At 38.5% G+C, this 23046-nt stretch carries 25 protein-coding genes, 2 tRNA genes and 1 pseudogene; 10 read left to right on the forward strand and 18 right to left on the reverse strand.

The features are described 5' to 3' along the window. Position 1: 1 nt before the first annotated feature. The 3 genes from IV514_RS13150 to IV514_RS13160 are packed head-to-tail and all read left to right on the forward strand — an operon-like array spanning position 2 to position 3919. On the forward strand, positions 2-235 hold the full coding sequence (locus tag IV514_RS13150; protein WP_206485719.1) for a glutaredoxin family protein: 234 nt from the start codon (positions 2-4) through the stop codon (positions 233-235). Further along, on the forward strand, positions 235-2148 hold the full coding sequence (locus IV514_RS13155; RefSeq protein WP_206485720.1) for an ABC transporter ATP-binding protein: 1914 nt from the start codon (positions 235-237) through the stop codon (positions 2146-2148). Before IV514_RS13150 ends, IV514_RS13155 begins: the two co-directional genes overlap by 1 nt. Positions 2149-2173: 25 nt before the next feature. Further along, positions 2174-3919, forward strand: coding sequence for a DUF3466 family protein (locus tag IV514_RS13160; RefSeq protein ID WP_206485721.1), 1746 nt, complete (start codon positions 2174-2176; stop codon positions 3917-3919). A gap of 81 nt (positions 3920-4000) precedes the next feature. Here the strand turns inward: IV514_RS13160 and IV514_RS13165 are convergent, their stop codons facing one another. The 11 genes and pseudogenes from IV514_RS13165 to gap all read right to left on the reverse strand — a co-directional run bounded on the left by IV514_RS13165 (position 4001) and on the right by gap (position 12753). Beyond that, a complete protein-coding gene (locus tag IV514_RS13165; RefSeq protein ID WP_206485722.1) occupies positions 4001-4402 on the reverse strand; it encodes a GFA family protein in 402 nt (133 codons plus the stop codon). 143 nt (positions 4403-4545) lie between these two features. Continuing rightward, positions 4546-4776 (reverse strand): hypothetical protein, encoded by a 231-nt coding sequence (locus tag IV514_RS13170; protein ID WP_206485723.1) that lies wholly within the window; start codon positions 4774-4776, stop codon positions 4546-4548. 38 nt (positions 4777-4814) lie between these two features. Next, a complete protein-coding gene (locus IV514_RS13175) occupies positions 4815-5147 on the reverse strand; it encodes a hypothetical protein (protein ID WP_206485724.1) in 333 nt (110 codons plus the stop codon). Between the two features lie 138 nt (positions 5148-5285). Next, positions 5286-6374, reverse strand: a complete 1089-nt coding sequence (locus IV514_RS13180) for an endonuclease/exonuclease/phosphatase family protein (RefSeq protein WP_206485725.1) — start codon at positions 6372-6374, stop codon at positions 5286-5288. Positions 6375-6412: 38 nt separating this feature from the next. Continuing rightward, entirely contained in the window at positions 6413-7690 is a 1278-nt protein-coding gene (locus IV514_RS13185; RefSeq protein ID WP_206485726.1) for a DUF2254 family protein, read from the reverse strand. A 122-nt stretch (positions 7691-7812) separates the two neighbouring features. Continuing rightward, positions 7813-7971, reverse strand: a pseudogene (locus IV514_RS13190) (transposase); the annotation flags it as partial. A gap of 83 nt (positions 7972-8054) precedes the next feature. Next, entirely contained in the window at positions 8055-8387 is a 333-nt protein-coding gene (locus tag IV514_RS13195; protein WP_206485727.1) for a hypothetical protein, read from the reverse strand. Between the two features lie 110 nt (positions 8388-8497). Continuing rightward, positions 8498-9100 carry an ankyrin repeat domain-containing protein gene (locus IV514_RS13200; protein WP_206485728.1) on the reverse strand — a complete coding sequence of 201 codons (603 nt, stop codon included), beginning with the start codon at positions 9098-9100 and terminating at the stop codon, positions 8498-8500. A gap of 85 nt (positions 9101-9185) precedes the next feature. Continuing rightward, a complete protein-coding gene (locus tag IV514_RS13205; protein ID WP_206485729.1) occupies positions 9186-10799 on the reverse strand; it encodes an ATP-binding protein in 1614 nt (537 codons plus the stop codon). 93 nt (positions 10800-10892) lie between these two features. Next, entirely contained in the window at positions 10893-11255 is a 363-nt protein-coding gene (locus tag IV514_RS13210; RefSeq protein ID WP_206485730.1) for a hypothetical protein, read from the reverse strand. A 493-nt stretch (positions 11256-11748) separates the two neighbouring features. After that, positions 11749-12753 carry a type I glyceraldehyde-3-phosphate dehydrogenase gene (gap, locus tag IV514_RS13215; protein WP_206485731.1) on the reverse strand — a complete coding sequence of 335 codons (1005 nt, stop codon included), beginning with the start codon at positions 12751-12753 and terminating at the stop codon, positions 11749-11751. 256 nt (positions 12754-13009) lie between these two features. Here gap and gndA point away from each other — a divergent pair, with 256 nt between their 5' ends. Then, on the forward strand, positions 13010-14533 hold the full coding sequence (gene gndA / locus IV514_RS13220; RefSeq protein WP_206485732.1) for an NADP-dependent phosphogluconate dehydrogenase: 1524 nt from the start codon (positions 13010-13012) through the stop codon (positions 14531-14533). Between the two features lie 9 nt (positions 14534-14542). Then, positions 14543-14920, forward strand: a complete 378-nt coding sequence (gene msrB / locus IV514_RS13225) for a peptide-methionine (R)-S-oxide reductase MsrB (protein ID WP_206485733.1) — start codon at positions 14543-14545, stop codon at positions 14918-14920. Here the strand turns inward: msrB and IV514_RS13230 are convergent, their stop codons facing one another. Next, positions 14921-15724 (reverse strand): DUF2989 domain-containing protein, encoded by an 804-nt coding sequence (locus IV514_RS13230; RefSeq protein WP_206485734.1) that lies wholly within the window; start codon positions 15722-15724, stop codon positions 14921-14923. It abuts the gene before it with no gap. 153 nt (positions 15725-15877) lie between these two features. Between IV514_RS13230 and IV514_RS13235 the strand changes: the two genes are divergently transcribed. After that, the gene (locus IV514_RS13235) at positions 15878-17326 is read left to right on the forward strand and encodes a glyceraldehyde-3-phosphate dehydrogenase (protein ID WP_206485735.1); all 1449 of its coding nucleotides are present in this window, start codon (positions 15878-15880) and stop codon (positions 17324-17326) included. Positions 17327-17466: 140 nt separating this feature from the next. Further along, entirely contained in the window at positions 17467-17667 is a 201-nt protein-coding gene (locus IV514_RS13240) for a cytoplasmic protein (protein WP_206485736.1), read from the forward strand. 21 nt (positions 17668-17688) lie between these two features. On the opposite strand, the gene IV514_RS13245 is transcribed toward IV514_RS13240, so the two are convergent. From IV514_RS13245 to IV514_RS13270, 6 genes are all read right to left on the reverse strand, one after another. Continuing rightward, complete coding sequence (locus IV514_RS13245; protein WP_206485737.1) at positions 17689-18021, reverse strand: TusE/DsrC/DsvC family sulfur relay protein; 333 nt, start codon at positions 18019-18021, stop codon at positions 17689-17691. Then, complete coding sequence (gene tusB / locus IV514_RS13250) at positions 18018-18311, reverse strand: sulfurtransferase complex subunit TusB (RefSeq protein ID WP_206485738.1); 294 nt, start codon at positions 18309-18311, stop codon at positions 18018-18020. Before tusB ends, IV514_RS13245 begins: the two co-directional genes overlap by 4 nt. 10 nt (positions 18312-18321) lie before the next feature. Next, positions 18322-18690 (reverse strand): sulfurtransferase complex subunit TusC, encoded by a 369-nt coding sequence (tusC, locus tag IV514_RS13255; protein ID WP_206485739.1) that lies wholly within the window; start codon positions 18688-18690, stop codon positions 18322-18324. Next, positions 18687-19058, reverse strand: coding sequence for a sulfurtransferase complex subunit TusD (gene tusD, locus IV514_RS13260; protein ID WP_206485740.1), 372 nt, complete (start codon positions 19056-19058; stop codon positions 18687-18689). The genes tusC and tusD overlap by 4 nt, the downstream gene beginning before the upstream one ends. An 85-nt stretch (positions 19059-19143) precedes the next feature. Then, on the reverse strand, positions 19144-19812 hold the full coding sequence (locus tag IV514_RS13265) for a Bax inhibitor-1/YccA family protein (RefSeq protein WP_206485741.1): 669 nt from the start codon (positions 19810-19812) through the stop codon (positions 19144-19146). A 123-nt stretch (positions 19813-19935) separates the two neighbouring features. Beyond that, positions 19936-20538: a DNA-3-methyladenine glycosylase I gene (locus IV514_RS13270; protein WP_206485742.1), complete on the reverse strand. Its 603-nt coding sequence runs from the start codon at positions 20536-20538 to the stop codon at positions 19936-19938. Positions 20539-20773: 235 nt separating this feature from the next. Here IV514_RS13270 and IV514_RS13275 point away from each other — a divergent pair. From IV514_RS13275 to IV514_RS13285, 3 genes are all read left to right on the forward strand, one after another. Then, a tRNA-Ser gene (locus tag IV514_RS13275) sits at positions 20774-20864 on the forward strand. A gap of 346 nt (positions 20865-21210) precedes the next feature. Beyond that, a tRNA-Ser gene (locus tag IV514_RS13280) sits at positions 21211-21301 on the forward strand. Positions 21302-21742: 441 nt separating this feature from the next. Next, positions 21743-22975 (forward strand): CoA transferase, encoded by a 1233-nt coding sequence (locus tag IV514_RS13285; RefSeq protein WP_206485743.1) that lies wholly within the window; start codon positions 21743-21745, stop codon positions 22973-22975. Positions 22976-23046 lie beyond the last annotated feature (71 nt).

Raw genomic sequence — 23046 nt, forward strand, 5'->3', positions numbered from 1 at the left:
AATGACAATTACATTTAATTTATACAGTAGTGAAGGCTGTCACTTGTGTGAACAGGCACTACAACTATGTCAGCAAGCAAAGCTGGAGCCATCTTTACAGGTCGTCGATATTGTTGAGCATGAACATTTGGCTGAGCAATATGGCGTGCATATTCCTGTACTTGAGCGCTTATCAGATGGACAAAAATTGTTTTGGCCATTTACCCAACAACAAATTGAAGAGCTGATGCATTAATGGAATTAATACGGATAACGAAAGGTGAACTGGCCTTTGGTGAAGACAGTATCTTAGACAAAGCCGATCTTACCATTAAACAAGGTGAGCGAGTGTGTTTGGTAGGGCGAAATGGCGCGGGTAAATCGTCATTAATGAAAATCCTTAATGGTCAGCAACTACTAGATGATGGCCAATTACTTATTTCAAGTGATGTACATATCGCCATGTTAGAGCAAGATCCGCCAGAGTCTTGTGCGATGTCAATATTTGATTATGTTGCTCAAGGCGTTGAAGAAAATGCCGAGCTTATCAAACAATATCATCAACTTATTTCTATCGTTGCCGAAGATCCAAGCGAAGACAATTTAACTCACTTGGCCAATACTCAACAAGCGTTAGAGCAAGCCAATGCATGGCAAGACGAACAACGCATTGAACAAGTATTATCAACTTTATCGCTTAATCCTGATCAACTCGTCAGTGATTTATCCGGTGGTTGGCTAAGAAAACTTGCATTAGCCAAAGCCTTAGTGTCATCGCCTGATGTTTTGCTGTTAGATGAACCGACAAACCACTTAGACATAAAAAGCGTGTTGTGGTTAGAGCAATTTTTAAAAAATTTCTCTGGCACCATAGTGTTTATCAGTCATGATAGGGCATTTATTCGCGGCTTATCTACTCGGATCCTCGATTTAGATCGTGGTCAACTGACCAGTTATCCTGGAAATTACGACTTATACATTGAGCAAAAACAGCACGATTTACAAGTTGAAGCGACACAAAATGCGCTATTTGATAAGAAATTAGCTGATGAAGAAGTGTGGATAAGACAAGGTATTAAAGCTCGTCGCACCCGTAATGAAGGGCGTGTTCGTGCTTTAGAAAAACTGAGACTTGAACGACAAAAACGTCGTGAAGTACGCCATCAAAGTGATATGAAAATTTCTCATGGTGACCGCTCAGGCAAATTGGTTTTTGAATCAGAGCAATTATCCATGGCCTTTGATGGTAAAACCATTATCAAGCAATTAGATTTGTTGATCACTCGCGGTGATAGAATTGCACTTATTGGCGCTAATGGTACGGGCAAATCGACTTTAATAAAGTTGCTAATGGAACAGTTAACGCCAACCTCTGGCAAGATGCGAGTGGGTGTAAATTTAGATATTGCTTACTTTGATCAACATCGTGAAGCTCTTGATCCCGATAAAACCGTGCAAGACACTGTTGCCGATGGTAAGCAAGATATTACCGTCAATGGTAAAACACGCCATGTTTTAGGTTATCTACAGGATTTTCTATTTAGCCCTAAACGCGCACGCACACCGGTAAGGGCACTTTCTGGTGGAGAAAAAAATCGACTACTACTTGCGAGATTGTTCTTACGTCCTAGTAATTTACTGATCCTCGATGAACCAACCAATGATTTGGACATAGAAACTTTAGAGTTATTAGAAGAAGTCGTTGCAAATTACGCAGGAACCGTTATTTTAGTCAGCCATGATCGCGATTTTGTCAATAATTGTGTGAATACGTGTCTTTACTTTGATGGAAGTGGACATATTACACAAATTGTTGGTGGTTATGATGATGTAGACAGTTATAACGCCCATAAAGAACAGCAGCGAAAACATATGGCAGCAAGTGTTGAGTCTGATACAAAAGAAACCAACAAAGCTGAAGCTAAGAAAACACAAGCAAAACCGGCAAAGAAAAAATTGTCGTATAAAGAGTCACGTGAGCTTGAATCACTACCAGAGTTAATCGATGAGTTAGAACAAGACATCGCAACTTTGCAGGAGCAGGTGAATGATGCTGACTTTTTTACGCAGGAAACTGAAATAACAAAGAAAATATTGAACCAGCTTGAAGAAAGTGAGTCCAAGCTCGAAGTTGCTTATGCCAGATGGCAAGAGTTAGACGAAAAATAGCAAGAAGTGAGAGTAATTTAGTTAAATGAAAAATTTTGTAAAAACAATATTAACCATTAGTGTCAGTAGTGCGTTAATGTTATCGACAGCACAGGCCGCAACTTACCAAATTATCGATAAAGGTGCTGCGGATAAGCTTAAATATACCTACTCTCAGCAAGAAAACAATGTGGGTCAAATGGCTATCTCTGGTACGGGGCTTTATAACTTTCCCGTGCAATTTCAATACTTAGATGAAACTGATTTCGACGAAATAGTGCGTCTTGCTGATTTACAACATGAAAATGTTCACGAACTTGGCAACATTGAAGATGAAACTGCCTTAAGAGCAGGCAACCCAACGGGAAATGATCTATCCTGGGTGATCCGTTTTTTACAGTCAAAAGCGTCTAGCCTTTATTACCAAAAACACGGTGATGTGATGGCGTTAACCAATTTTGGTGGCGAGTCGAAAGAGTTCATCGTTTTTGACCAATATTTTGAAGGTACCCAAACTTATACCCGTTCAACGATTGATTATATTAATGGTATTACCGATCAAGGTTGGATATATGGTAATAGTTCTGCGCCACACTTACCGTTAGATTTTACCGAAGATGATGGCGATGAAGTCACTTTATGGTTGAGAGAATTTACCTCGCGTGGTTTTTTATCCCCGGATCGTGGTGAGACTATTATCCCAATTATGCCATCTGAAAACCGTTATGGCGGTGCTTCAGCCGTATTGGATATCAATGATAACGGTCTTGCTGTTGGCTATGCCAGTACCGAAATTAACCAAGATGCGGTGGATTTAATTGAAAATGAAGACGGTGGTTGTAAAGATCCTGACAATTTAAAGAATTTACCATTTGAAGCTTGTGTGCAACGTATTGGTGAGACCATGTACAATACCGAAGCATTCAAGTGGCAACTAGATATCAATGGGGAAGTTTCAACTGAGGCACTTGGTTATTTAGTCACACCTCATCCTGAAGATACTCGTCAACAAGTCAGTGTCGCGCAAGCAATAAATAATCATGGCGTGGCTGTTGGTTATGCGACCGGCTGGATTGATGAAACGGTAACTGAACCAAGTTCGAGAGAACGAGCCAGCACTTATGCGGTCGTTTTTAAAGATGGGCAGGTAACTGACTTCACCGAAGATCACAGTAAATATTTTGAATCTCGTGCTTATGATATTAATGACGCGGGTATTGCTGTTGGCCATGCTAGAACGTTAAGTAATGGTTCGTTCCGCGAAAAGTTTTATTATGTAGATACCAATGCAGAAAACCCTGAAATGGTGTTACCACAAGGCTTTTTTACTGGTTCGGCAAGTAGTGCAAGAGCCATTAATGAACATGGTATCATCGTTGGTGATGCCGAGTTTGAAACTCATAATGATAGCGGCTCTAATCCGCGTCGTACGCACGGGTTTATGTACGATATCAATACAGATACCTTCTCAGATCTTAATAGTTTCTTAAGTTGTGATTCTGAATATACAGTGATTGAAGCGCGCGATATTAATGAAAACAATGAAATTTCTGCAACAGCCATTGTTAAAGTACATCGTCGCGATGCAAAAGGTGAACTGATGTATGACGATAGTGGTAATGCATTAACAGAAGATGTATTGCGTGCTGTTAAGTTATCACCGATAGCTGGCGAAGTTGAAGATTGCTCAGAAGTTCAAGAAAAAATTGAACGTAAAGGGGCAGGATTTGGTTGGTTAACCGGTATTTCATTATTCCTGTTTGGGTTACATCGTCGACTGATTAAACGATAAGCTAACTAATACTTAACCAACAAAAAAGCGCTATTTAGCGCTATTTAGCGCTTTTTTGTTGGCTAGAAGTTACATATACGTTTATTGAGGGAATTGTTTATATGATTTAATGCTTTCTAATTCACAATCCCAATTTGCACGACTAGCAGTAAAAATATGTGCATTGGGTTTAATGGATATATTTTCATTAAGACTACCCGCTGGCACAACAAGTAATTTATCATTCATTTGTACGCTTGGTAGGGCAGAACCACAGTTAGAACAAAAGCTTCTGATATGCTTCGTTGAAGGTAATTTATAAGTTTTTATGTTTTCTTGGCCAGATCGCCAAATAAGCTTTGCTACAGATGAAAATAAATTTGAAGCATGTGTTGAACCTGTATCTTTTTGGCAATACTGACAATGGCAAAGATAAAAGCTTTCAAAATCCCCATCGATTTCAAAATTAACCTCACCACATAAACAAGAACCAGATGCGCTCATTTCCTATCCCTCTTATATACATAACGACTGATACGGGCTCTTCATTCGTCTTCAATGTGCCAAAGTGAAGTTGTCCCAGACCATAGTTTTGGCAAGGTTTATAGCCTTGTTATGCGAGTATTTTTGATTCACATAAATTTAAACTACTTTCCCATTTTGTCAATTTTTGGTGCACCGTACTCGGCTTCAAAATCACGAAAAGCTTTTTCCAAAAACTTTGAGTCAGCGACATCATCAAGTGACTCTAAGAGTATGGTAAGTATGTAGTTATTGCCAAAACCATAATGCGCATTTAAGGCGCGAAGTTTATCGTATGCTCTTTCAGAAAGAGCTGCATTGAAACGTTTTGGTAATGGGTAACGTTTAGCACTCATTGATGAATTCTCCGTTTAAACGTCTTGTATAGAAACGATTAGTTAAAAGTAAATGTAACTTTATCCATCTTGGCAACTAAGCCACTATTTGAAGCTGTATAAGTTACTTTATCCGCTACCGCTACAGCATTGTTAAGGATAATTTCTACATCACCTTCCATAACGGTTTTACCATTTTCAAAACGCATAACTGCTGCTTTAGTCTCTGGCTGATTATCATCAGCAAATGAAATGCGGACATCACTAATATACGTTTGAACTTTAGTATTTTTAGAGAACATTTGTTTCTGTGCAGAAATTTCCATTTCATTTGCAGAAGCAAAGCTTGATACCATAACGGTTAATAGTGCTAGTTTTTTAAATAACTTCATTTTCATTCCTTTTTTGAGTTTAAATAAATACTACGTGCTAATGCCGCGTTTTATTTGCTTTTTTGAAGCGCAGCGAAAATCCAGTACGCCAATAGTGCTTTGTTAGGCGATTGATTTCCACATTTAACGAGATTGCTCTCACTTAGACTCTCCTAGAGCTGGCACATCTTCCTTGCTCACACCCTGTTCTTCTGCTATTTCTTTTGACCACTCATGGTTAGAACCATCATACTCTAAGCCTTCTTGATAAACTCCTCTCTTAGGTGAAAATGTCAATATAGTCAGTAAGGCGAAATGATCAGAACCGAACGAAGGTAATCGTTTAATTGTGTTTAAAATAAAATGTTTGCTGTGAAATAAGTGATCTAGAGGCCAGCGCAGAAAAGCAAAGTCTGCATGAAAAGTGTTGAACATTCCACGCCCGACTCGCGGATCTAACAAACCACTTATTTTACGAAAAAGGCGCGTGGTAGCTGACCATGCTACATCATTAAGATCGCCTGTGACTATGACAGGTTGATCACTTTCGGCAACACTTTGAGCCAATATTACTAATTCGGCGTCCCGCTCAGCCGACTCTGGGTTTTCAGTTGGGCTAGGTGGCGCTGGGTGAACAAAATGCATGCGAACTGTTTTGCCTGAGCGTAACCTCAAAGTTGTGTGTATGGACGGAACATCGTCTTCGACTAAATAACATATTTCTTGCTCGTCTAACGGTAATTTTGAAAAAACATGCATACCATAAAGGTTGTCCAGCGGACATTTCACGCAGTAGGGCATATCGACTTCAAGTACCTTAAGCTGATCTTCCCACCATTGGTCAGATTCAAGTGTGACAAGCACATCGGGGTTATACTCTTTTACCAATTGAATTAACTGGTCTGCTTTTCGGTTGGGAGTTAGAACATTGGCGGTCAAAATACTAATTTGATTTTCAAAGCTGATGTTACTCGCTTTCTTAACTTCGGTAGGCCACAAGAAGGTATAAGGTAAAATCCACCATAATTGCCAAATTAAACACAATGCGGCGATTGAGATTAGTAGCCAAGTTAATACCGATTGCAAATTGAGGAACATAAAATCGACAATAAGCAAGCTAGCTATGAAAGTAGCAAATTGTAAGCGCGGAAAGTCCATCACCCTGATGATCCAGTGCGGATGACGGAATAGGGGAAGTAACGTAAACACTAGGGCTAATGCAGTGCAAAAAACAAGTATTAATGTCATGTCTCGGTCCATGTAATCATTAGTTTTTAAATTTGACTCTAACTTGGCTGCGGATTGCTTGCAGCCTTTTTAACAGCAGCTAAATCTTCATCTATATCAAGTACTTTACTTGCCCGTTTTAAAGCTAAATCTCCGTGATATCGGGCCGCTTTTTTAACTTCCTCATTGTCGAGTGACTCAAGGGAACCCAGAGCCTTTTGTAAACGAACGCAAACCTCTACAGACCCAGCGCCATCACGTGCTATAGAGGTAAAAGCATCTTCAAACATATCAGATATCAAGATCTGTGGCACAGCAATTCGGTTATACTTAGCGTCGTTTTCATTCACCGTTTTTGAAGGGCCATTAAAAAGAGAAATTAAACGTATTAATGAGCCAATAACTTTTATCGCTGTGCCTGGGTCGTTGACTCCCGGTGAGAGCGCTCGGGCTGCAATTTCAGATAACGTGACCAAGCCAAATCGTGGATCATCTTCGAAGGTGCGGTCGTTGCCAATCTGGAAAGAGTTGAGCAAGCAAGTATAGTCAATTCGAGCTTGTTCACTTGATGAAACGGTGACATACGCTAACGCCTGATTGTGCAGAGTAAAAGTGCCAGGTAAAGCCGACACCACCACCCGCGCGTCAATATCCTCTGCCCATGCTTGAATTGCCTTCATGTCGATATGCTGCACATAACCAATTTTTGCTGCATATACGGCTTCACCTGACACCGGTTCACCTGATATTGATATTCCACCAAGTGTCGGTATCTCTAACCGTCTTTTAAGCGCAATTTCCGTTGCACTTTCAACTTTTTCAATGGTTGAACCAATTCGTCCCAATCGCGCAATTGCGTCAACCCATCGTACAAACGTGACGATGACGATAACAAAGACAAACACTGTGACAATGAAAAGAATAAACAAGCCTGCTTGGTCATAGAAAGCGTTTTTCACTGCAGTAAGTGCTACTACACTGAAAATGAATGCGCCAACAAAGGTAGAGAGCGCATTTTGCGAAACGTCATCTGCAACTACAAGAGAGAATGAGCGTGGAGTCGCTGAGCTGCTTGCAGCTGCGTATGCTGACACCATAGATGCAACCGAGAAGGTGGCTATCACTAACATACTGGCCGACAATAATGAGAGCAGTGTTTCAATGGAATCTTTTGCGATAACAGGAGTCAAGTTTGCAGACTCAGATCCATCTATAATTTTGGCCGCAAAGACCGCAACTAATGAGAGTAGACATACCACCAATGGACGCAGCCAGAGCCGCTCTCTAAAGCGATTAAACAGAAACCGGAGGCGGTCTAACGAAACTAATGAAGTCATGACGGTATCCTATGTTCTTCTTAACGAATGAGATGGACTCCCCCTGACTTTGGCATATTTGTGAAACTTAAAAAAGGATCCATCATGAATAACATTAAAACATTTGGTATCGATTTAGCCATAAATTCTTTACGCCAACGGCAGAGCATTAACGGATGAATATCGAGTGCTTGTGCAACATCCTTAGACATAACATTGTCGTTTAAGCTTAGTTCGACTGCTTTGATTTTGAAATCGACAGGATAAAACCATGTCTTTTTAAGTTGGGTATATCTAGGCATTGTAGCCTCCTCAATGTAATGAGGAGGTGTCCACTAAAACGAGACAAGTCCATTGTCCGATTTGAGCGCCTTGTTAGCAACGATTACTTAAAAGTAAATGTAACTTTATCCATTTTGGCAACTAAGCCACTATTTGAAGCTGTATAAGTTACTTTATCCGCTACCGCTACAGCATTGTTAAGGATAATTTCTACATCACCTTCCATAACGGTTTTACCATTTTCAAAACGCATAACTGCTGCTTTAGTCTCTGGCTGATTATCATCAGCAAATGAAATGCGGACATCGCCAATATACGTTTGAACTTTAGTGTTTTTAGAGGCTACTTGTTTCTTAGCAGAAATTTCCATTTCATTTGCATAAGCAAAGCTCGATACAGCAAGGGTTAATAGTGTTAGTTTTTTAAATAACTTCATTTTCATTCCTTTTTTTAGTTTAAATAAATACTACTTGATTGAATATAGTTGCGAACGAATACAGCAATGGTGGAGTTCGCTGACTGTACTTGTTAGTTTTATTAAGCTTGTTAGGTACTCTTTTCATATACCAGTGCAACAAACTTGAGATACCACTCGTAATATTTACTACCTTTTTTTACTCCTGCATCCTCAAACTTTTCAAGTTGCTCAACTGGAGTGTAACCCCATTTATTCTCGATCTTTAATGATGCACCACTCAAAACCAGAAAATGTGCAATATCATAGTTTTTAACAGCTATAGCCAAATGAAGTGGCGTATTGCCACTTTTATTCTGAGCATTCAAGTTAGCGCCATGCTTGACAAGTAATTTAACGTTTGCGAGCCGCGAATGTTTTGCAGCTTCAAGAATTACAGGTGAACTTTTGTACCCATCAAGAATATCGGGATCGGCACCATGCTCTAAACATAACTGCAAAAACATTGGGCTCTCATGAACTGCGGCTTGCTCCATAACCACAGGTCGATTTTGTGGGTCACCTTTTTCATCCCTGTAATTCGGGTCTGCACCATCCAATAAAAGCTGCTGAAACTTTTTTAAGTTATCGTCTTTAATAGATAGCAAAAGATCGTCATTAATATTCGAGCCTAATGCTTCACAACTAAAAATGATGATCGTTATAGCAACACAGAAATATGACGCAAATCTCATTGAATACCTAACGCCCGCATTTGCGGCTGGTTTGGAGCGCAGCGGAAAACCAGTCCGACAACATGCGCTTGTTATATGCTTATCGCTAACCGAATATCTCATTTTCGATCTCTTGGTATACCTTGGTTTCCTGAGTAACCAAAGGCGCAATCGTATCCCTAAGAAAAGCGCACTTATTGTTGCCGCATTGCGTTAATCCGAGGATTCTTTTTACTTCAGTGAAGATTTTTCCGCTTGCTGATTTTATATCGTCTTCAGGGTTACCCCTACCAACACTCTCTTGAATAGCTAGAGATTTTGCCTGAAGGCACCGATCAATGAATTCCTCCTTCCCAGTTGACGAACATAATTTCGTAATTATCTCATCGTCAAGTAGGTAGCATTCAATGTGTCTTCTAGTAGAAGTCCTTACTCCTTTTGCCAAGAACTCGGCTACCTCTTCATCACTTTTATCATCTCGGTCGACGAACTTGATGATCTCCGATGACTTCAATATATTGGATATAATTTTTACAGATTGGTTTTCGATGTTTTCTATTTCTGAACATGAACCGACAGATACGAACGTGGCTCCATGATATTTTTCGCCCAATATCTTTCCGTAAATCAATGAATCAAAATCCCGATATTTTCTTCCTTGGCTAGTCCCTTCGCAAAACACAATTTTCTGAGGAGATATCAGTTTTGAGAAGTCAGCAAACGCTAGATCAAAGAACCGATCCCAAATAGCTCTACTAATTTGAGTTGGCTGAATTACCTCAGCTAAATCGAAGTCTCTGTTGTCAAAATCAAGAAATACAACTGTTCCTGGATTTTTCTCTTCAATATCTTCTGCTTCCTTAAGCATTCCTATCGAGTGCGTGGAAACCCAAAGTTGTGAGTTATCAGGGGTTAAATCATATAGCTCTCTTAGAACTTTAGACTGAAGCTTTGTATGCATGTGTGCTTCTGGCTCATCAATACAGAAAACAGCATCAGAATAAAAGCTAGACTTGATAATCATATCTAAAACCAAGTCGAATACTGACTTTTCACCAGCGGATAGGTTTTTGTAATGAAAGTCTTTTGCGGTACCTTTTTCAAAATAAAAACTGCCATTAGATAACGGATCACCAATAGAGCTTAAATTTAGATCCTCAAATATCTTAGATAGAGAATTTTTGATTTTTCCTATCAGTTCATCTCTAAGCTGCTCAACAGTTTTGGTATTGTTGGATGACTCATAAACACCTGCGAGTGTTTGAGCCACAAGCCGCTGGTAGTTTTCGGAAACAGTCTGGTCGTTCTGCATCAAATTCTGAAGTTTTATAGTCTCCACAGGGTTGTTCTGCTTGTTTAGATGAGAAACAGTAAAATCAGGCTCATTTCTGTAAGCAGTACGAAAATAGAACTTCCCCTTTATTTGTTCTCGATTTAGCTGTTGGTCATTGTGAAAGGATATCTCCACCTTATTCTGTGAAATTTGCTGCCAAGTTTGTGGGGTAGATATCTCTCCATCATTCTTTTCCAAGTAATCTTGGATACCACGATCATTGAAACCTTTGAATTTATACCAATGATTTAAAGCCTCAAAAAGAGACGTTTTTCCACTTCCGTTCGGCCCAACCAGCACTATAAGCTTTGCGGTTTCAGGGATGTTCGTTAACTTGAGATTGGTAAAACGTTTGAATCGATTTAATTTTACTTCTTTTATCTTCACAGACATTCCTTAGGCTAAATACTGACAGGCTCAGGCATATAACGTCCGCTTAAGCGGAAAAATATAGCTGCGCTTGTTATAAGTACAATTACACTAAACCAAGAGACCATTTGTTAATAATACGGGTAAGAAGAAGCCGACAGATAAAACAAATGACCCCGTTAAGATCATAGCAACTGAACAAAACACTGCATGCGTGGTAAAAACTTTAGGCTGAAACAATGCACTATTAAGAAAACCAACTTTAGCTATGTTAATTTGTGAGGATACCCAATTGATTTTTGGTTGAGCCCTAACTATAAAAGGCTTGCAATAGACAAGTAAAAAGCCAAAGGCTAATTCCATGCCTCCAAAATCTAATAGCATCATCATTTCTGGTGCAGCAAAAGCTGATGCAGCAATTAATAAGCCGATTACCACCTTTTGAATTAGACTCAAATCTTTCCAGTTACTCATACATTTCCTTGTGCTTATAACGCTTATTATCGAGCATTTAGTATAAAGTCCTAGACACTTTTTCAAGTGAAGGATTTTTACTAGTGCTAGAGAATTGATTTAAATAGATAAAACGTCCGTTGTTTGATTGGTTTGTCATCGTCTCTCCATGAACAAAGTGAGAATTCTTTTAGCGAGAATTTCTTTTACCCTATTAAATAGCATTTAAAAAATGATTTCTACCAAAAATTAATCACTTATTTATTAGTTAGTGTACAAAGCGAGAAGTGGTGACAATATTTAATAGGGCAAAAAATTTAGTATTTCCATGATTTTTTATTATACCTGTATTCATATACAGGTGAATAAATAAGGAAATAATAGCGTGTAACTCACTTAATTCTTATGAAATAGGGGAGATTGGTGCTGGGTAAAATAGTTAAGGTCTATAGCAACAAAAAAACGCCTGATGATCAAATCACCTGGCGTTTTTTATTACAACAATTAACAGTGATTAATTGTCGTAGTGATAAATGTAAGCGGCTAAATCAAGCACTTTATTTGAGTAACCAATTTCATTATCGTACCAAGAAACCACTTTAACAAAATTATCAGTTAGTGCGATACCAGCACCAGCATCAAAGACTGAAGTACAAGTTTCACCAACAAAGTCATTCGATACCACTTGATCTTCGGTGTAGCCTAACACGCCTTTCAAATCACCTTGTGCAGCGGTTTTCATTGCTTGGCAGATTTCGTCATAACTTGCTGGTTTATCAAGATTAACCGTTAAATCAACAACAGAGACATTTGGGGTTGGCACACGGAATGACATACCGGTTAATTTACCATTTAATTCAGGGATAACTTTACCCACAGCCTTTGCAGCACCTGTTGACGAAGGAATAATATTTTGTCCTGCGCCACGACCACCACGCCAATCTTTAGCAGATGGGCCATCAACAGTTTTTTGCGTTGCTGTTGTTGCGTGAACTGTTGTCATTAATCCGTCAGTAATGCCCCAATTGTCATTTAATACTTTAGCAATTGGCGCTAAACAGTTAGTGGTACAAGATGCATTAGAAACAATGTCTTGGCCTTGGTATTTATCTTGGTTAACACCAATAACAAACATTGGAGTGTCATCCTTGGAAGGGGCTGACATTACAACTTTTTTCGCACCTGCTGCAATATGTTTGCGTGCAGTTTCATCAGTGAGGAATAGGCCAGTTGATTCAACCACAACATCTACGTCGATTTCATCCCACTTTAATTGAGCAGGATCGCGTTCTGCCGAAACACGAACAGTGTTGCCATTTACCACTAGTTGACCATCTACAACTTCTACCGTACCGTCGAAACGACCGTGTGTTGAATCATACTTTAACATATAAGCCATATAGTCAACGTCAATTAGGTCGTTAATACCGACCACTTCAATATCATTTCTTTGTGCCGCAGCTCTAAAAACAAAACGGCCGATGCGACCAAAACCGTTAATTCCTAACTTAATTGTCATAATGAAAACCTATATAACTCGATTATGTAGTAAAATTACATCATTTTAAGAAAATTACAAGTAAAACTTGTTAAATAATGCTATAAAATTAACAAATCGTTGTTATAATTACAGCTAAATAAAAATATATTACATATGAAACACAATAAAATTATCTTCCGATAATTTTTTGGGTACTTCAATAACTAGCGTGTTAAAATACGGGCTAGACTAAAATTATAAAATTTACTTTTAACCAGTTACCTTTGGATGACGCATGACGCAAGAACAACAACTTTGTGATATAGGCTTTATTGGCCTTGGAGTTATGGGCAAAAACCTTGTATTGAACTTAGCAGATAATGGCTACACCATTGCAGCTTTTGATTTGGATAATGCAAAAGTTGTGGATGCCATCGCTCAAGATGAAATCGAAAATAAAACTGACTCCAGTCGTGTTATTGGTTGTTCTTCATATACTGAATTACTTGCCAAATTAAAAGCGCCACACCTTATTGTGTTGTCTGTGCCAGCTGGAGAGCCAGTTGATCAAGTTTCACAAAGTTTAATTGGTGCTGGCATTCAACCAGATGATATTGTCATCGATACTGGTAATAGTTTATGGGTTGATACTGTTGCACGTGAAGAAAAATACAAAAATGATTTTATTTTGTTTTCATCAGCCGTTTCAGGTGGAGAAGAAGGGGCACGTTTTGGTCCTTCACTGATGCCAAGCGGTTCACCTTACGCGTGGACACGGATAAAGCCTATTTGGGAAGCAATAGCCGCAAAGGTTGATCCACAAACTGGAAAACCTATTGAACGCACGCAGCCAGGACAAGTGATAAATCATGGCGATCCTTGTACTGCTTATATCGGCCCTGCTGGTGCAGGTCATTATGTAAAAATGGTTCACAATGGTATTGAATATGCTGACATGCAAATTATTTGCGAAGCGTACCATGTGTTGCGTGAAGGTTTGGCATTATCAACGGATGAAATTGCAGATATCTTTGAACAATGGAACCAAGGTCCGTTAGATAGTTATTTAATGGAAATTTCGGTGCAAGTATTGCGTCACAAAGATGCCGAGAATACGCCGTTAGTTGATCTTATTCTTGATAAAGCAGGGCAAAAGGGCACAGGTCTTTGGACGGCAGTTAGCAGTTTAGAAGTTGGCGCACCTGCACCGACTATTGCGCAAGCGGTTTATGCACGTTCAATTTCATCGTTTAAATCACTGCGTGAACAGGCTGATACTTTACTTTCTGGTCCAGAAAAAACAGATTATTCATCGCAAGAAAAATCAGCGCTTATTAATGATCTTCATGATGCTATTTATTGTGCGAAAATTTGTGCTTATGCCCAAGGCTTCCAGTTGATGAAACTAGCTGAGCAAGAGCATGGCTGGAAACTTAATTTTGCCAGTATCGCGAAAATCTGGCGGGCAGGCTGCATAATACGTGCGGTGTTCTTACAATCAATTACGGATGCTTTTGAACGTAATGAAGAGCTTGAAAACTTATTACTTGATAAATTTTTTGCCGAGCAATTAAGTAAATACCAACAATCATGGCGCAGAGCAATTGCGAATATTACTTTAATGGGAATACCAACTGGCGCGTTATCGTCATCGTTATCTTATTACGATTCAATGCGTACCGCTGTTTTGCCTGCTAATCTATTACAAGCTCAGCGTGATTTCTTTGGAGCTCATACGTTTGAACGTTGTGATAAAGCGAAAGGCAAAAAATATCACGTTCAATGGTCAACCGCTGAGCAAGAAATTATAGAAATATAGGTGAATTACATGGCAGATGATCGTTATAAAGATAAATTGTCAGAAGAAGCATTTAACGTTTGTCGTTTAGCGGCAACGGAACGCCCATTCACTGGCAAGTATAACGATCATTGGCTAACAGGCTGTTATCACTGCGCATGTTGTGAGCAACCTTTGTTTGATTCTACCACTAAATTTGATGCTGGCTGTGGCTGGCCAAGTTTTTTTGATTGTATTGATGATCGGGTCAGTTATTTACCCGATCATTCTCATCAAATGATCAGAACCGAAATACAATGTCAGCAATGCCAGTCTCATTTAGGCCACGTGTTTGATGACGGGCCGTTACCAACAGGCAAACGTTATTGCGTGAACTCTCTCAGCTTATTATTTGTTGCAAAGCGATAATCAAAACTTTGGTGCAACAAAAGTAGATGAGGTGATTTTATCTAACGTGTTTTGCGCTACTTTATTTAGAAACTCAGCGTCTAGCTGATAACCATCAATATAGTTTTGCAAGGTATTTGCGCTAATATCAGGATCTTCTGGGTCAAAAATTTGTAAGACTTTTAACCAAATATAAGCTTGCTTAACTTCTTGTTTTTCAGCATAAATACTTGAAAGTGTTTTAAACACTTCATTATTCACTGTACTGTTTTCATCAAATAATTCCAACGAATGAAACAGCAACTGTAAGGTCTTTTTCTGGTCTGTTTTGGCGTAATAGGTTGCTAATTCATATTGAGATTCAGGTGTTTCTACCGCCTTAGTTCCCTCAAGTGCTAAAAAGCTTTCTAATGCTTGTTTATCAAGAAAACGTGACCAATGATAATACAATAACCTTGGGTGTTGAGCGCCTTTAGTTTGCTCAGCAATTTCAGAGATGCGTGCACGCGCTTTCATCATGCTTTCAATACGACGGGCTTTTTTATCTTTCGCCTTAATATGTTCTATTTTGGCCGCATGACTAATACACTTTTCATATTTCTCATAAGCAATTAGCTGATTAAATTGATGGATACCCTTAGGTTGCTGTTTTTGGGCAAGATTAGCTTTACCAACATTGATCCGTTCGGCTTTACACCAAGAATCGTCATGTAACTCATTACAAATTTCAGGGTTGTCTTGGCAAAGTTGTTGATAATCGGGGGCAGAATCACAAGCTGAGAGTAATCCAAGCAAAATGATCATAGAAAAATGAATTGTTTTCATCAAGTGACTCAAAAATATATTAATAAAACGTTTGTAACCTATGGCGAAACATTTCATGTTGCATTACAATACGCCCGCATTTTGTTACTATTATTCACTACTATAAAGAATATTAGTACATCGTTCAATTGACTGATATAAAAGGTTTACGCAATGACTTCTCATCTTGAGGAACAATATCAAACTAGCTGGCAAGAACGTCAAACTTTTGCTGAAAATATGCAACCTATCATAGGACAGCTTTTTAGAAACAAAGGTATTGAAGTATCCATCTATGGGCGCCCATTAGTGAATGCTTCTGCTATCGACATTATTAAAGCACATAAGTCGGTTGCATTACACGAAGAAAGCAAACTTCGTTTACGTGAAAGCTTCCCATTTATTGAAGCGCTTAGCAAAATGGATCTAGCTCCAGCACGTATTGATGTAGGTAAATTAGCCTATCGCTATTTATTCCTAGGTGGTGCCAACGGTATCTCAATTGAACAATATTTAGAAAAAGAATTAACTGACATTTGTAAAAACCCGGAAGAGCAAGCTGCTCAAGACGTAGTTTTATACGGTTTTGGTCGTATCGGTCGCTTGTTAGCACGCTTGTTAATTGAACGTGCGGGTCCTAGCTCAAAATTAAATTTACGTGCAATTGTTATTCGTCCTGGTAAAGATGGTGATTTAGCTAAACGTGCTAGCTTATTACGTCGTGACTCTGTTCATGGCGCATTCAACGGTAGCATTACCATTGATGAAGAAAATAATGTGATCAAAGCAAATGGTGCATTTATTAAAGTGATTTATGCTAAATCACCTTCAGAAATTGATTACACCGCTTACGGTATTAACAATGCGTTAGTTGTTGATAATACTGGTATCTGGAGTGATGAAGAAGGGCTAGGACAACATTTACAATCAACTGGTGTGAATAAAGTATTATTAACAGCGCCAGCAAAAGGTGATATTAAAAATATCGTTTATGGTGTGAATGAGGACATGATTTTAGCAGAAGATAAAATCATCTCAGCAGCAAGCTGTACCACAAACGCTATTACTCCTGTCTTGAAAGCGCTTAATGATCATTACGGCATTAAGAATGGTCATGTTGAAACGGTTCATTCTTATACTAACGACCAGAACTTGATTGATAACTACCATAAATCACCACGTCGTGGTCGTAGCGCACCGTTAAACATGGTTATTAGTACAACAGGTGCCGCTAAAGCCGTAGCAAAGGCATTGCCTGAATTGAAAGGCTTGTTAACGGGTAACGCTATTCGTGTACCTACGCCAAATGTTTCAATGGCGATCATGAACTTGAATCTTAAACAAGAAACTTCTAAAGAAGCATTGAATGATTACTTACGTAACATTTCACTTAATTCAAAATTACAGAATCAAGTAGATTACACTGCGTCAACTGAAATTGTTTCTACTGACTTAGTTGGCTCTCGTTATGCCGGTGTTGTTGATTCACAAGCAACGATTGTTGACGGTGACAGAGCGGTACTTTATGTATGGTATGACAATGAATTTGGCTATAGTTGTCAAGTTGTACGAGTGATGTTGGAAATGGCAGGGATCACCATTCCTACTTTGCCGCAAAGCTAAAAAAGCTACTGTAACTAATAGCAAATAAGAAAAGATGCAAAATTTGCATCTTTTTTTTTAAGTTTTCTAATTTTTAGCCGATACTATCAATGGACTTATGAAAAAACGTAGTACTTTTATCAATCACTAAGAGAGGTTTTATGTCTATCACTATCGGCTCTAGCAGTGCAGTTCAAACTAACACTGAATCAGCACAGGCGATTTTGACTGCCAAAAAAGCACAAACCCAGCAAGAAATTGAAGGGCAAATGGCGCTTAAATTAATTGAATCTGCAAACCCTGAAACTGCCGCTATGCCAGCTGTTGGTAACAGTGGTCATAACATTAATATTAAAGCGTAGATTTTGCGAATTAAATAAATGTTAAATACATCGTGCTGGCTTAGGTAAGCCAGCATATTTTGTTGCCTGTTTAGCAGGTCCTTCAGGAAATAGCCGGTATAAATATCGACTACTGGCTTTTTGTTCACCAAACTCTGCTTTCATCGCTTTTGTTAATGCGCGAATAGCTGGAGAAGTATTATAAGTTATATAAAATTGGCGAACAAAACGTATTACTTCCCAATGTTGTTCGGTTAAGGTAACGCCATCTTGTTCCGCGATTACTTCTGCTAATGGCTCTGACCATTGCGTGTGATCTACTAAATATCCTTGGTGATCAGTTGCTATCTGTTGATGATTAAAACTAATAGTCATGCCCAGGTTACCGAATTGTGATGTGAAAATACTAACGCATTCAAAGTCGCTAATGAGATTAATGAAACAGCTTGATTACTTTCTAAGGCTCTTGCATCGACGTGCGACTCAATCGCATATAATTGTGTGTGTTTTTCTAGCAACTTTTTAAGATTATGATGATGTAATAAATAACAGCCGTCATCGATTAACACGACACTATCATTAACGCTCATATAATTAACCATTAAATCAGCTTGTTTGTCTGCAAAGGGTGAACTTCTCAGGATATGTAGAGTATTACCTGACATAAAACTGCTCCTAAAAGGTTAATACTGTGTGATGCTGCTTTAGCTGATGAGAAAAGCTTTCAGTTGATAATAGTTGCACGTTTTTAATATGAAAATCAGCTGCTAATCCTCTCTCATCTAGACTTTGCTGGCAAACATAAATGTCTTCTATATCGTAAAATTCAAAAGCTGAAAAAGTTTTCAAAAAGTCTTTCACATTTATTTTACTAGGATCTTGCTTTGACTTTAGTTGCCACACACCATCACCTGCAAAAAACAAATATGTTGGTTGTTCAAAGCTCCCCATGATCATGGCAATATCTAAAGCATCTTTTGCATTTGGTGAAGCAAAAGGTGCGGTGGTATTTAATAGCGCGATAGATTTTTCTGTTTTGATCATAACTGTATGACTCTCTCTGCCGAGGTATGTAATTGTACTAATTCGCCAAGGCCAGCCATAGTAAAAGCAGAGTCAATTAGCTTTGTTTGTGTTTGGCTTTCATCGATTAGCCCATGTTTTTCGGCAGCGGTGCTACATAAATATAAAGGAAGGTTGGTGCTATTTGCCAACTGTTGCCAACGCGGTAATAGCGGGAATTCATCATTTGGAATGGTTAAATGCGCACTTGCGTTCAATACACCTGCTTGATAAAAAAACACGCCGATCACATTTATTTCCTGTTCAATCGCTTGCTCAATAAATTGAAAAGCGGTTTCAGTAAAATGATGATTAGGGGGCGTTGTTACTATAACAGCTAAGCTATCCACGAAAGTTACCTTAATAAAATATGTTAAGTAAAAAAAAGCCTCGAATAATCGAGGCTTTTTATTATACGTTAATTTTTAGCAGAGATTAATCATCACCGCCAAATGCGCCTAATAAATGCAGTAGGCTAGTAAAAATATTATAAATATTTAAATAAAGCGATACTGTGGCACGAATGTAGTTACGCTCACCGCCGTGTATGATACGACTAGTATCAAACAAAATAAGGCCTGACATGATCATAATAATCGCAGCACTTAACGCTAATGAAACGGCTGGAATCGCAAAAAAGATATTCGCAATCGCCGCAATTATTACCACGATTAAGCCAACCATTAAAAAGCCACCCATAAATGAGAAGTCTTTTTTACTGGTTAATGCATAACCTGAAAGGGCAAAGAAGATGAGTGCTGTACCGCCTAATGCTTGCATAATTAATGATGCACCGTTTGGCATTGCAGCATAATAATTAAGCATTGGACCTAAAGATGCGCCCATTAAGCCAGTGAAAGCAAAAATCCAAAAAATACCATTAGCTTTATCAGCTTGTTTATGTACAACAAATAACAAACCGAAAGCAACTAATGTCATGACTAATGCTGCCATATGAGACAAGCCTACAGCCATTGAAATACCTGCGGTTACCGCACTAAACGCCAATGTCATTGATAATAACATATAGGTGTTTTTTAATACTTTATTGATTTCAATCGCTGAGCTTTTACTCGCTGTTTGAAAACTCGTATTTGATTGCATAAACATTCCTCTAATAACTTTAGTTATATATGTAAGATAAGGCTTAAATTCATAAGTTCAATAGCTTACGGTAAAAATTTAAAAAAGCCTTGTGACATATTATGACATGTAAATTAAAAATTGCTACGGTTTTTCTTGGTTAAATTGTTTAATAATTTGTGATCTTCGATAACAATCAACAGTGTGATCATTTACCATGCCACAGGCTTGCATATGGGCATAACAAGTGGTGGAACCAACAAATTTAAAGCCGCGTTTTTTTAGATCTTTACTGAACATATCTGAAATTTCGCTGGTGGCTATAAAGTCTTCTTTGCTTTCAAACGTATTAACAATGGTTTTGTTATCAACAAAAGACCACATATATTCACTGAAACTACCAAATGCATTTTGGATCTCTATAAAGCGGTGCGCATTATTTATGGCGGCTTCAATTTTTTTGCGATTTCGAATGATGTCAGTATTTTGCATTAATCGTTCTATGTCTTTTTCATCAAACAATGCGACTTTTTGTACGTCAAAGTTAGCAAAGGCGTTCCGATAACCTTCACGCCTTTTTAAGATGGTGTACCAACTGAGCCCAGCTTGTGCAGACTCAAGAGTAAGGTACTCAAATAATTTATTATCATCATACACAGGGACTCCCCATTCTTCATCGTGGTATTTAACATAATCAGGTTTTGACGTGTCTAACCAAGGGCAACGGGTGGGTTGTTTATTTGTCATAAGCTATTGATCTATTTTTTTATCATTAACCTTACTTTCAACACTTCATGAGTACAATTGTTATCACTCATCAGTAGGGTATAAATAACACTAAAGGCCTTGCTGATTGACTAAATAGCCAGCAAAACGGTCATTTAACTAGCAAACGATTCAGATTAGAAAAATAATTACTTTACAAGTGTTTTTCTAGCCATTAATATTCGCCTCGTCTTAAGGCAAGTCCTTAACGATATCTGGTGAGATGGCTGAGTGGTCGAAAGCACCGGTCTTGAAAACCGGCAAGGGTTTGTAGCCCTTCTAGAGTTCAAATCTCTATCTCACCGCCATATTCAGTACAAAACCCCAACAGAAATGTTGGGGTTTTGTCGTTTTAGCAGATAATAAAATATCTTAGGGTTTGTAGCACAACACCTTAATCAGAGTTCAATTTGTTAAATCGAACTAATCAAAACCGATAATTAGGGCAGGGCTATCAATATTAAGGTAGATTTAATAATTAGCACCAGCAAACACATTGTTTGTTTAATCACCAAATATTGCGTTAAAATTTATCACAACAGACAAACGTATTATTTATTTATAATTTTTTAACATTATTTGTAAAAAACCACTTTACAAATAAGAGAGTTATCTTTAATATTCGCACCGCTTTCTAGGAAGCAACAACACTATGGTGAGATGGCTGAGTGGTCGAAAGCACCGGTCTTGAAAACCGGCAAGGGTTTGTAGCCCTTCTAGAGTTCAAATCTCTATCTCACCGCCATATTCGGTACAAAACCCCAACAGCAATGTTGGGGTTTTGTCGTTTTAGCAGATAATAAAATATCTTAGGGTTTGTAGAACAACACCTTACCCAAAGTTTAACTTTCTATCTCACCGCCATATTTAGAAAAGCCGCTATTTTTATAGCGGCTTTTTGCTTTCTAAGGCTTCGTAAATTTAGGGTTCGTAGCATAACACCTTAATCAGAGTTCAATTCTCAATCTTTCCGCCATATTTAGTATAAAACCCCAGAAGTGATGATGGGGGCTTTTCGTTTTAGCTAATGATAAATTACCAAGCCAATATTCGAATTTTTTGTTCTCGCTTTTAGTTAATCAATTAAAAGCTCTACGATTAATTTATCATTACAGGTAACTAGAGCAATATGATTAGCGCTTAACATTTTATTAAGGTTAAAATAAAAGAAAAGGGTGTTTAAAAGATGGAAGATAGTTCAACAACAGCTGAAGCTTTACAAGGAATTAAAGTTTTAGATTTAAGCAGAATTTTAGCTGGCCCATGGGCCTCTCAAATGCTGGCAGATCTCGGCGCTGAAGTGATCAAAGTTGAACGTCCACAAGTAGGGGATGATACCCGATTCTGGGGGCCTCCTTTTGTTGTCGAGGCTTCTGGGCAACAACCGCCACAAGCGGCATATTATCATTGTGCCAATCGAAACAAAAAATCCATTGCCATCGATATCACCACTGAACAAGGCCAAAAAATTATTCGCGAGCTTGTATGTAAGGTTGATGTGGTCATTGAAAACTTTAAAGTGGGTGGCTTAGCTAAATATGGTTTGGATTATCCTACTTTAAAAAAGTTAAATCCTGAATTGGTGTATTGTTCTATCACAGGTTATGGGCAATCTGGCCCTTATGCACATAAAGCAGGGTATGATGCTATGATCCAAGCAGAGGGCGGTTTAATGAGCCTAACTGGTGAGCCTGAAGGTGATCCTATGAAAGTTGGGGTTGCTGTTGTTGATATCATGACAGGTTTATATAGCTGTAATGCAATTTTAGCCGCATTAATGGCTAGGCATCATACTAAACGAGGCCAGTACATTGATATGGCGCTACTTGATGTGCAGTTTGCTACCCTTGCTAATCAATCTATGAACTATCTCACCACCCATGAAACCCCAGATCGATATGGCAATGGTCATCCTAATATTGTGCCATATCAGTGCTTTGCAACCAAAGATGGTAATTTAATGCTCGCCATTGGTAATGATCAACAATTCAAGCGCTTTTGCCAATTAGCTCAATTAAGTGAACTGGCACAAGATCAGCGTTATGCTACCAATGAACAGCGAGTTAATAACAGAGCTGAATTAATTGATATTCTTACTCAAAAATTACATTCACAAACAACAGCTTGGTGGATTTCGCAACTTGAGAAAATTTCAGTGCCATGCGGTGCGGTGAATGATTTAGCACAGGTGTGTAATCATCCTCAAATTCAAAATCGTGAAATGATCAAACAGCTTCCTAATATAAATAATGTGCTGGTTAATAGTGTGGCTTCACCGATTAATCTGTCTGATACCCCAATTAAATATCATCATGCAGCGCCCGAATTGGGGCAACACACCTATGAAGTATTAACCAGCACCTTAGCTTATGATGAGACTACTATCAGAACGTTATATCACCACAACATTATCGCTTGATCCAGCCGTCTATTCACTGAAAATACTTAACGGTTTTGCAATCTTAGCTCAACCATCATTTGTGCCAAGCA

This window comes from Thalassotalea sp. G2M2-11 (assembly GCF_017168195.1).
GTDB lineage: Bacteria > Pseudomonadota > Gammaproteobacteria > Enterobacterales > Alteromonadaceae > Thalassotalea_E.

Excerpts from the sequence above, each read along its gene's own strand:
- IV514_RS13230 (WP_206485734.1), bottom strand. The coding sequence starts at position 15,724 with ATGAAAACAATTCATTTTTCTATGATCATTTTGCTTGGATTACTCTCA.
- tusC (WP_206485739.1), bottom strand. The coding sequence starts at position 18,690 with ATGATCAAAACAGAAAAATCTATCGCGCTATTAAATACCACCGCACCT.
- IV514_RS13195 (WP_206485727.1), bottom strand. The coding sequence starts at position 8,387 with ATGAAGTTATTTAAAAAACTAACACTATTAACCCTTGCTGTATCGAGC.
- IV514_RS13210 (WP_206485730.1), bottom strand. The coding sequence starts at position 11,255 with ATGAGTAACTGGAAAGATTTGAGTCTAATTCAAAAGGTGGTAATCGGC.
- IV514_RS13185 (WP_206485726.1), bottom strand. The coding sequence starts at position 7,690 with ATGACTTCATTAGTTTCGTTAGACCGCCTCCGGTTTCTGTTTAATCGC.
- gndA (WP_206485732.1), top strand. The coding sequence starts at position 13,010 with ATGACGCAAGAACAACAACTTTGTGATATAGGCTTTATTGGCCTTGGA.
- IV514_RS13240 (WP_206485736.1), top strand. The coding sequence starts at position 17,467 with ATGTCTATCACTATCGGCTCTAGCAGTGCAGTTCAAACTAACACTGAA.
- gap (WP_206485731.1), bottom strand. The coding sequence starts at position 12,753 with ATGACAATTAAGTTAGGAATTAACGGTTTTGGTCGCATCGGCCGTTTT.
- IV514_RS13235 (WP_206485735.1), top strand. The coding sequence starts at position 15,878 with ATGACTTCTCATCTTGAGGAACAATATCAAACTAGCTGGCAAGAACGT.
- msrB (WP_206485733.1), top strand. The coding sequence starts at position 14,543 with ATGGCAGATGATCGTTATAAAGATAAATTGTCAGAAGAAGCATTTAAC.
- IV514_RS13160 (WP_206485721.1), top strand. The coding sequence starts at position 2,174 with ATGAAAAATTTTGTAAAAACAATATTAACCATTAGTGTCAGTAGTGCG.
- IV514_RS13245 (WP_206485737.1), bottom strand. The coding sequence starts at position 18,021 with ATGACTATTAGTTTTAATCATCAACAGATAGCAACTGATCACCAAGGA.
- IV514_RS13285 (WP_206485743.1), top strand. The coding sequence starts at position 21,743 with ATGGAAGATAGTTCAACAACAGCTGAAGCTTTACAAGGAATTAAAGTT.
- IV514_RS13155 (WP_206485720.1), top strand. The coding sequence starts at position 235 with ATGGAATTAATACGGATAACGAAAGGTGAACTGGCCTTTGGTGAAGAC.
- IV514_RS13175 (WP_206485724.1), bottom strand. The coding sequence starts at position 5,147 with ATGAAGTTATTTAAAAAACTAGCACTATTAACCGTTATGGTATCAAGC.
- IV514_RS13180 (WP_206485725.1), bottom strand. The coding sequence starts at position 6,374 with ATGACATTAATACTTGTTTTTTGCACTGCATTAGCCCTAGTGTTTACG.
- IV514_RS13270 (WP_206485742.1), bottom strand. The coding sequence starts at position 20,538 with ATGACAAATAAACAACCCACCCGTTGCCCTTGGTTAGACACGTCAAAA.
- IV514_RS13200 (WP_206485728.1), bottom strand. The coding sequence starts at position 9,100 with ATGAGATTTGCGTCATATTTCTGTGTTGCTATAACGATCATCATTTTT.
- IV514_RS13265 (WP_206485741.1), bottom strand. The coding sequence starts at position 19,812 with ATGCAATCAAATACGAGTTTTCAAACAGCGAGTAAAAGCTCAGCGATT.
- IV514_RS13150 (WP_206485719.1), top strand. The coding sequence starts at position 2 with ATGACAATTACATTTAATTTATACAGTAGTGAAGGCTGTCACTTGTGT.
- IV514_RS13165 (WP_206485722.1), bottom strand. The coding sequence starts at position 4,402 with ATGAGCGCATCTGGTTCTTGTTTATGTGGTGAGGTTAATTTTGAAATC.
- IV514_RS13170 (WP_206485723.1), bottom strand. The coding sequence starts at position 4,776 with ATGAGTGCTAAACGTTACCCATTACCAAAACGTTTCAATGCAGCTCTT.
- tusB (WP_206485738.1), bottom strand. The coding sequence starts at position 18,311 with ATGTCAGGTAATACTCTACATATCCTGAGAAGTTCACCCTTTGCAGAC.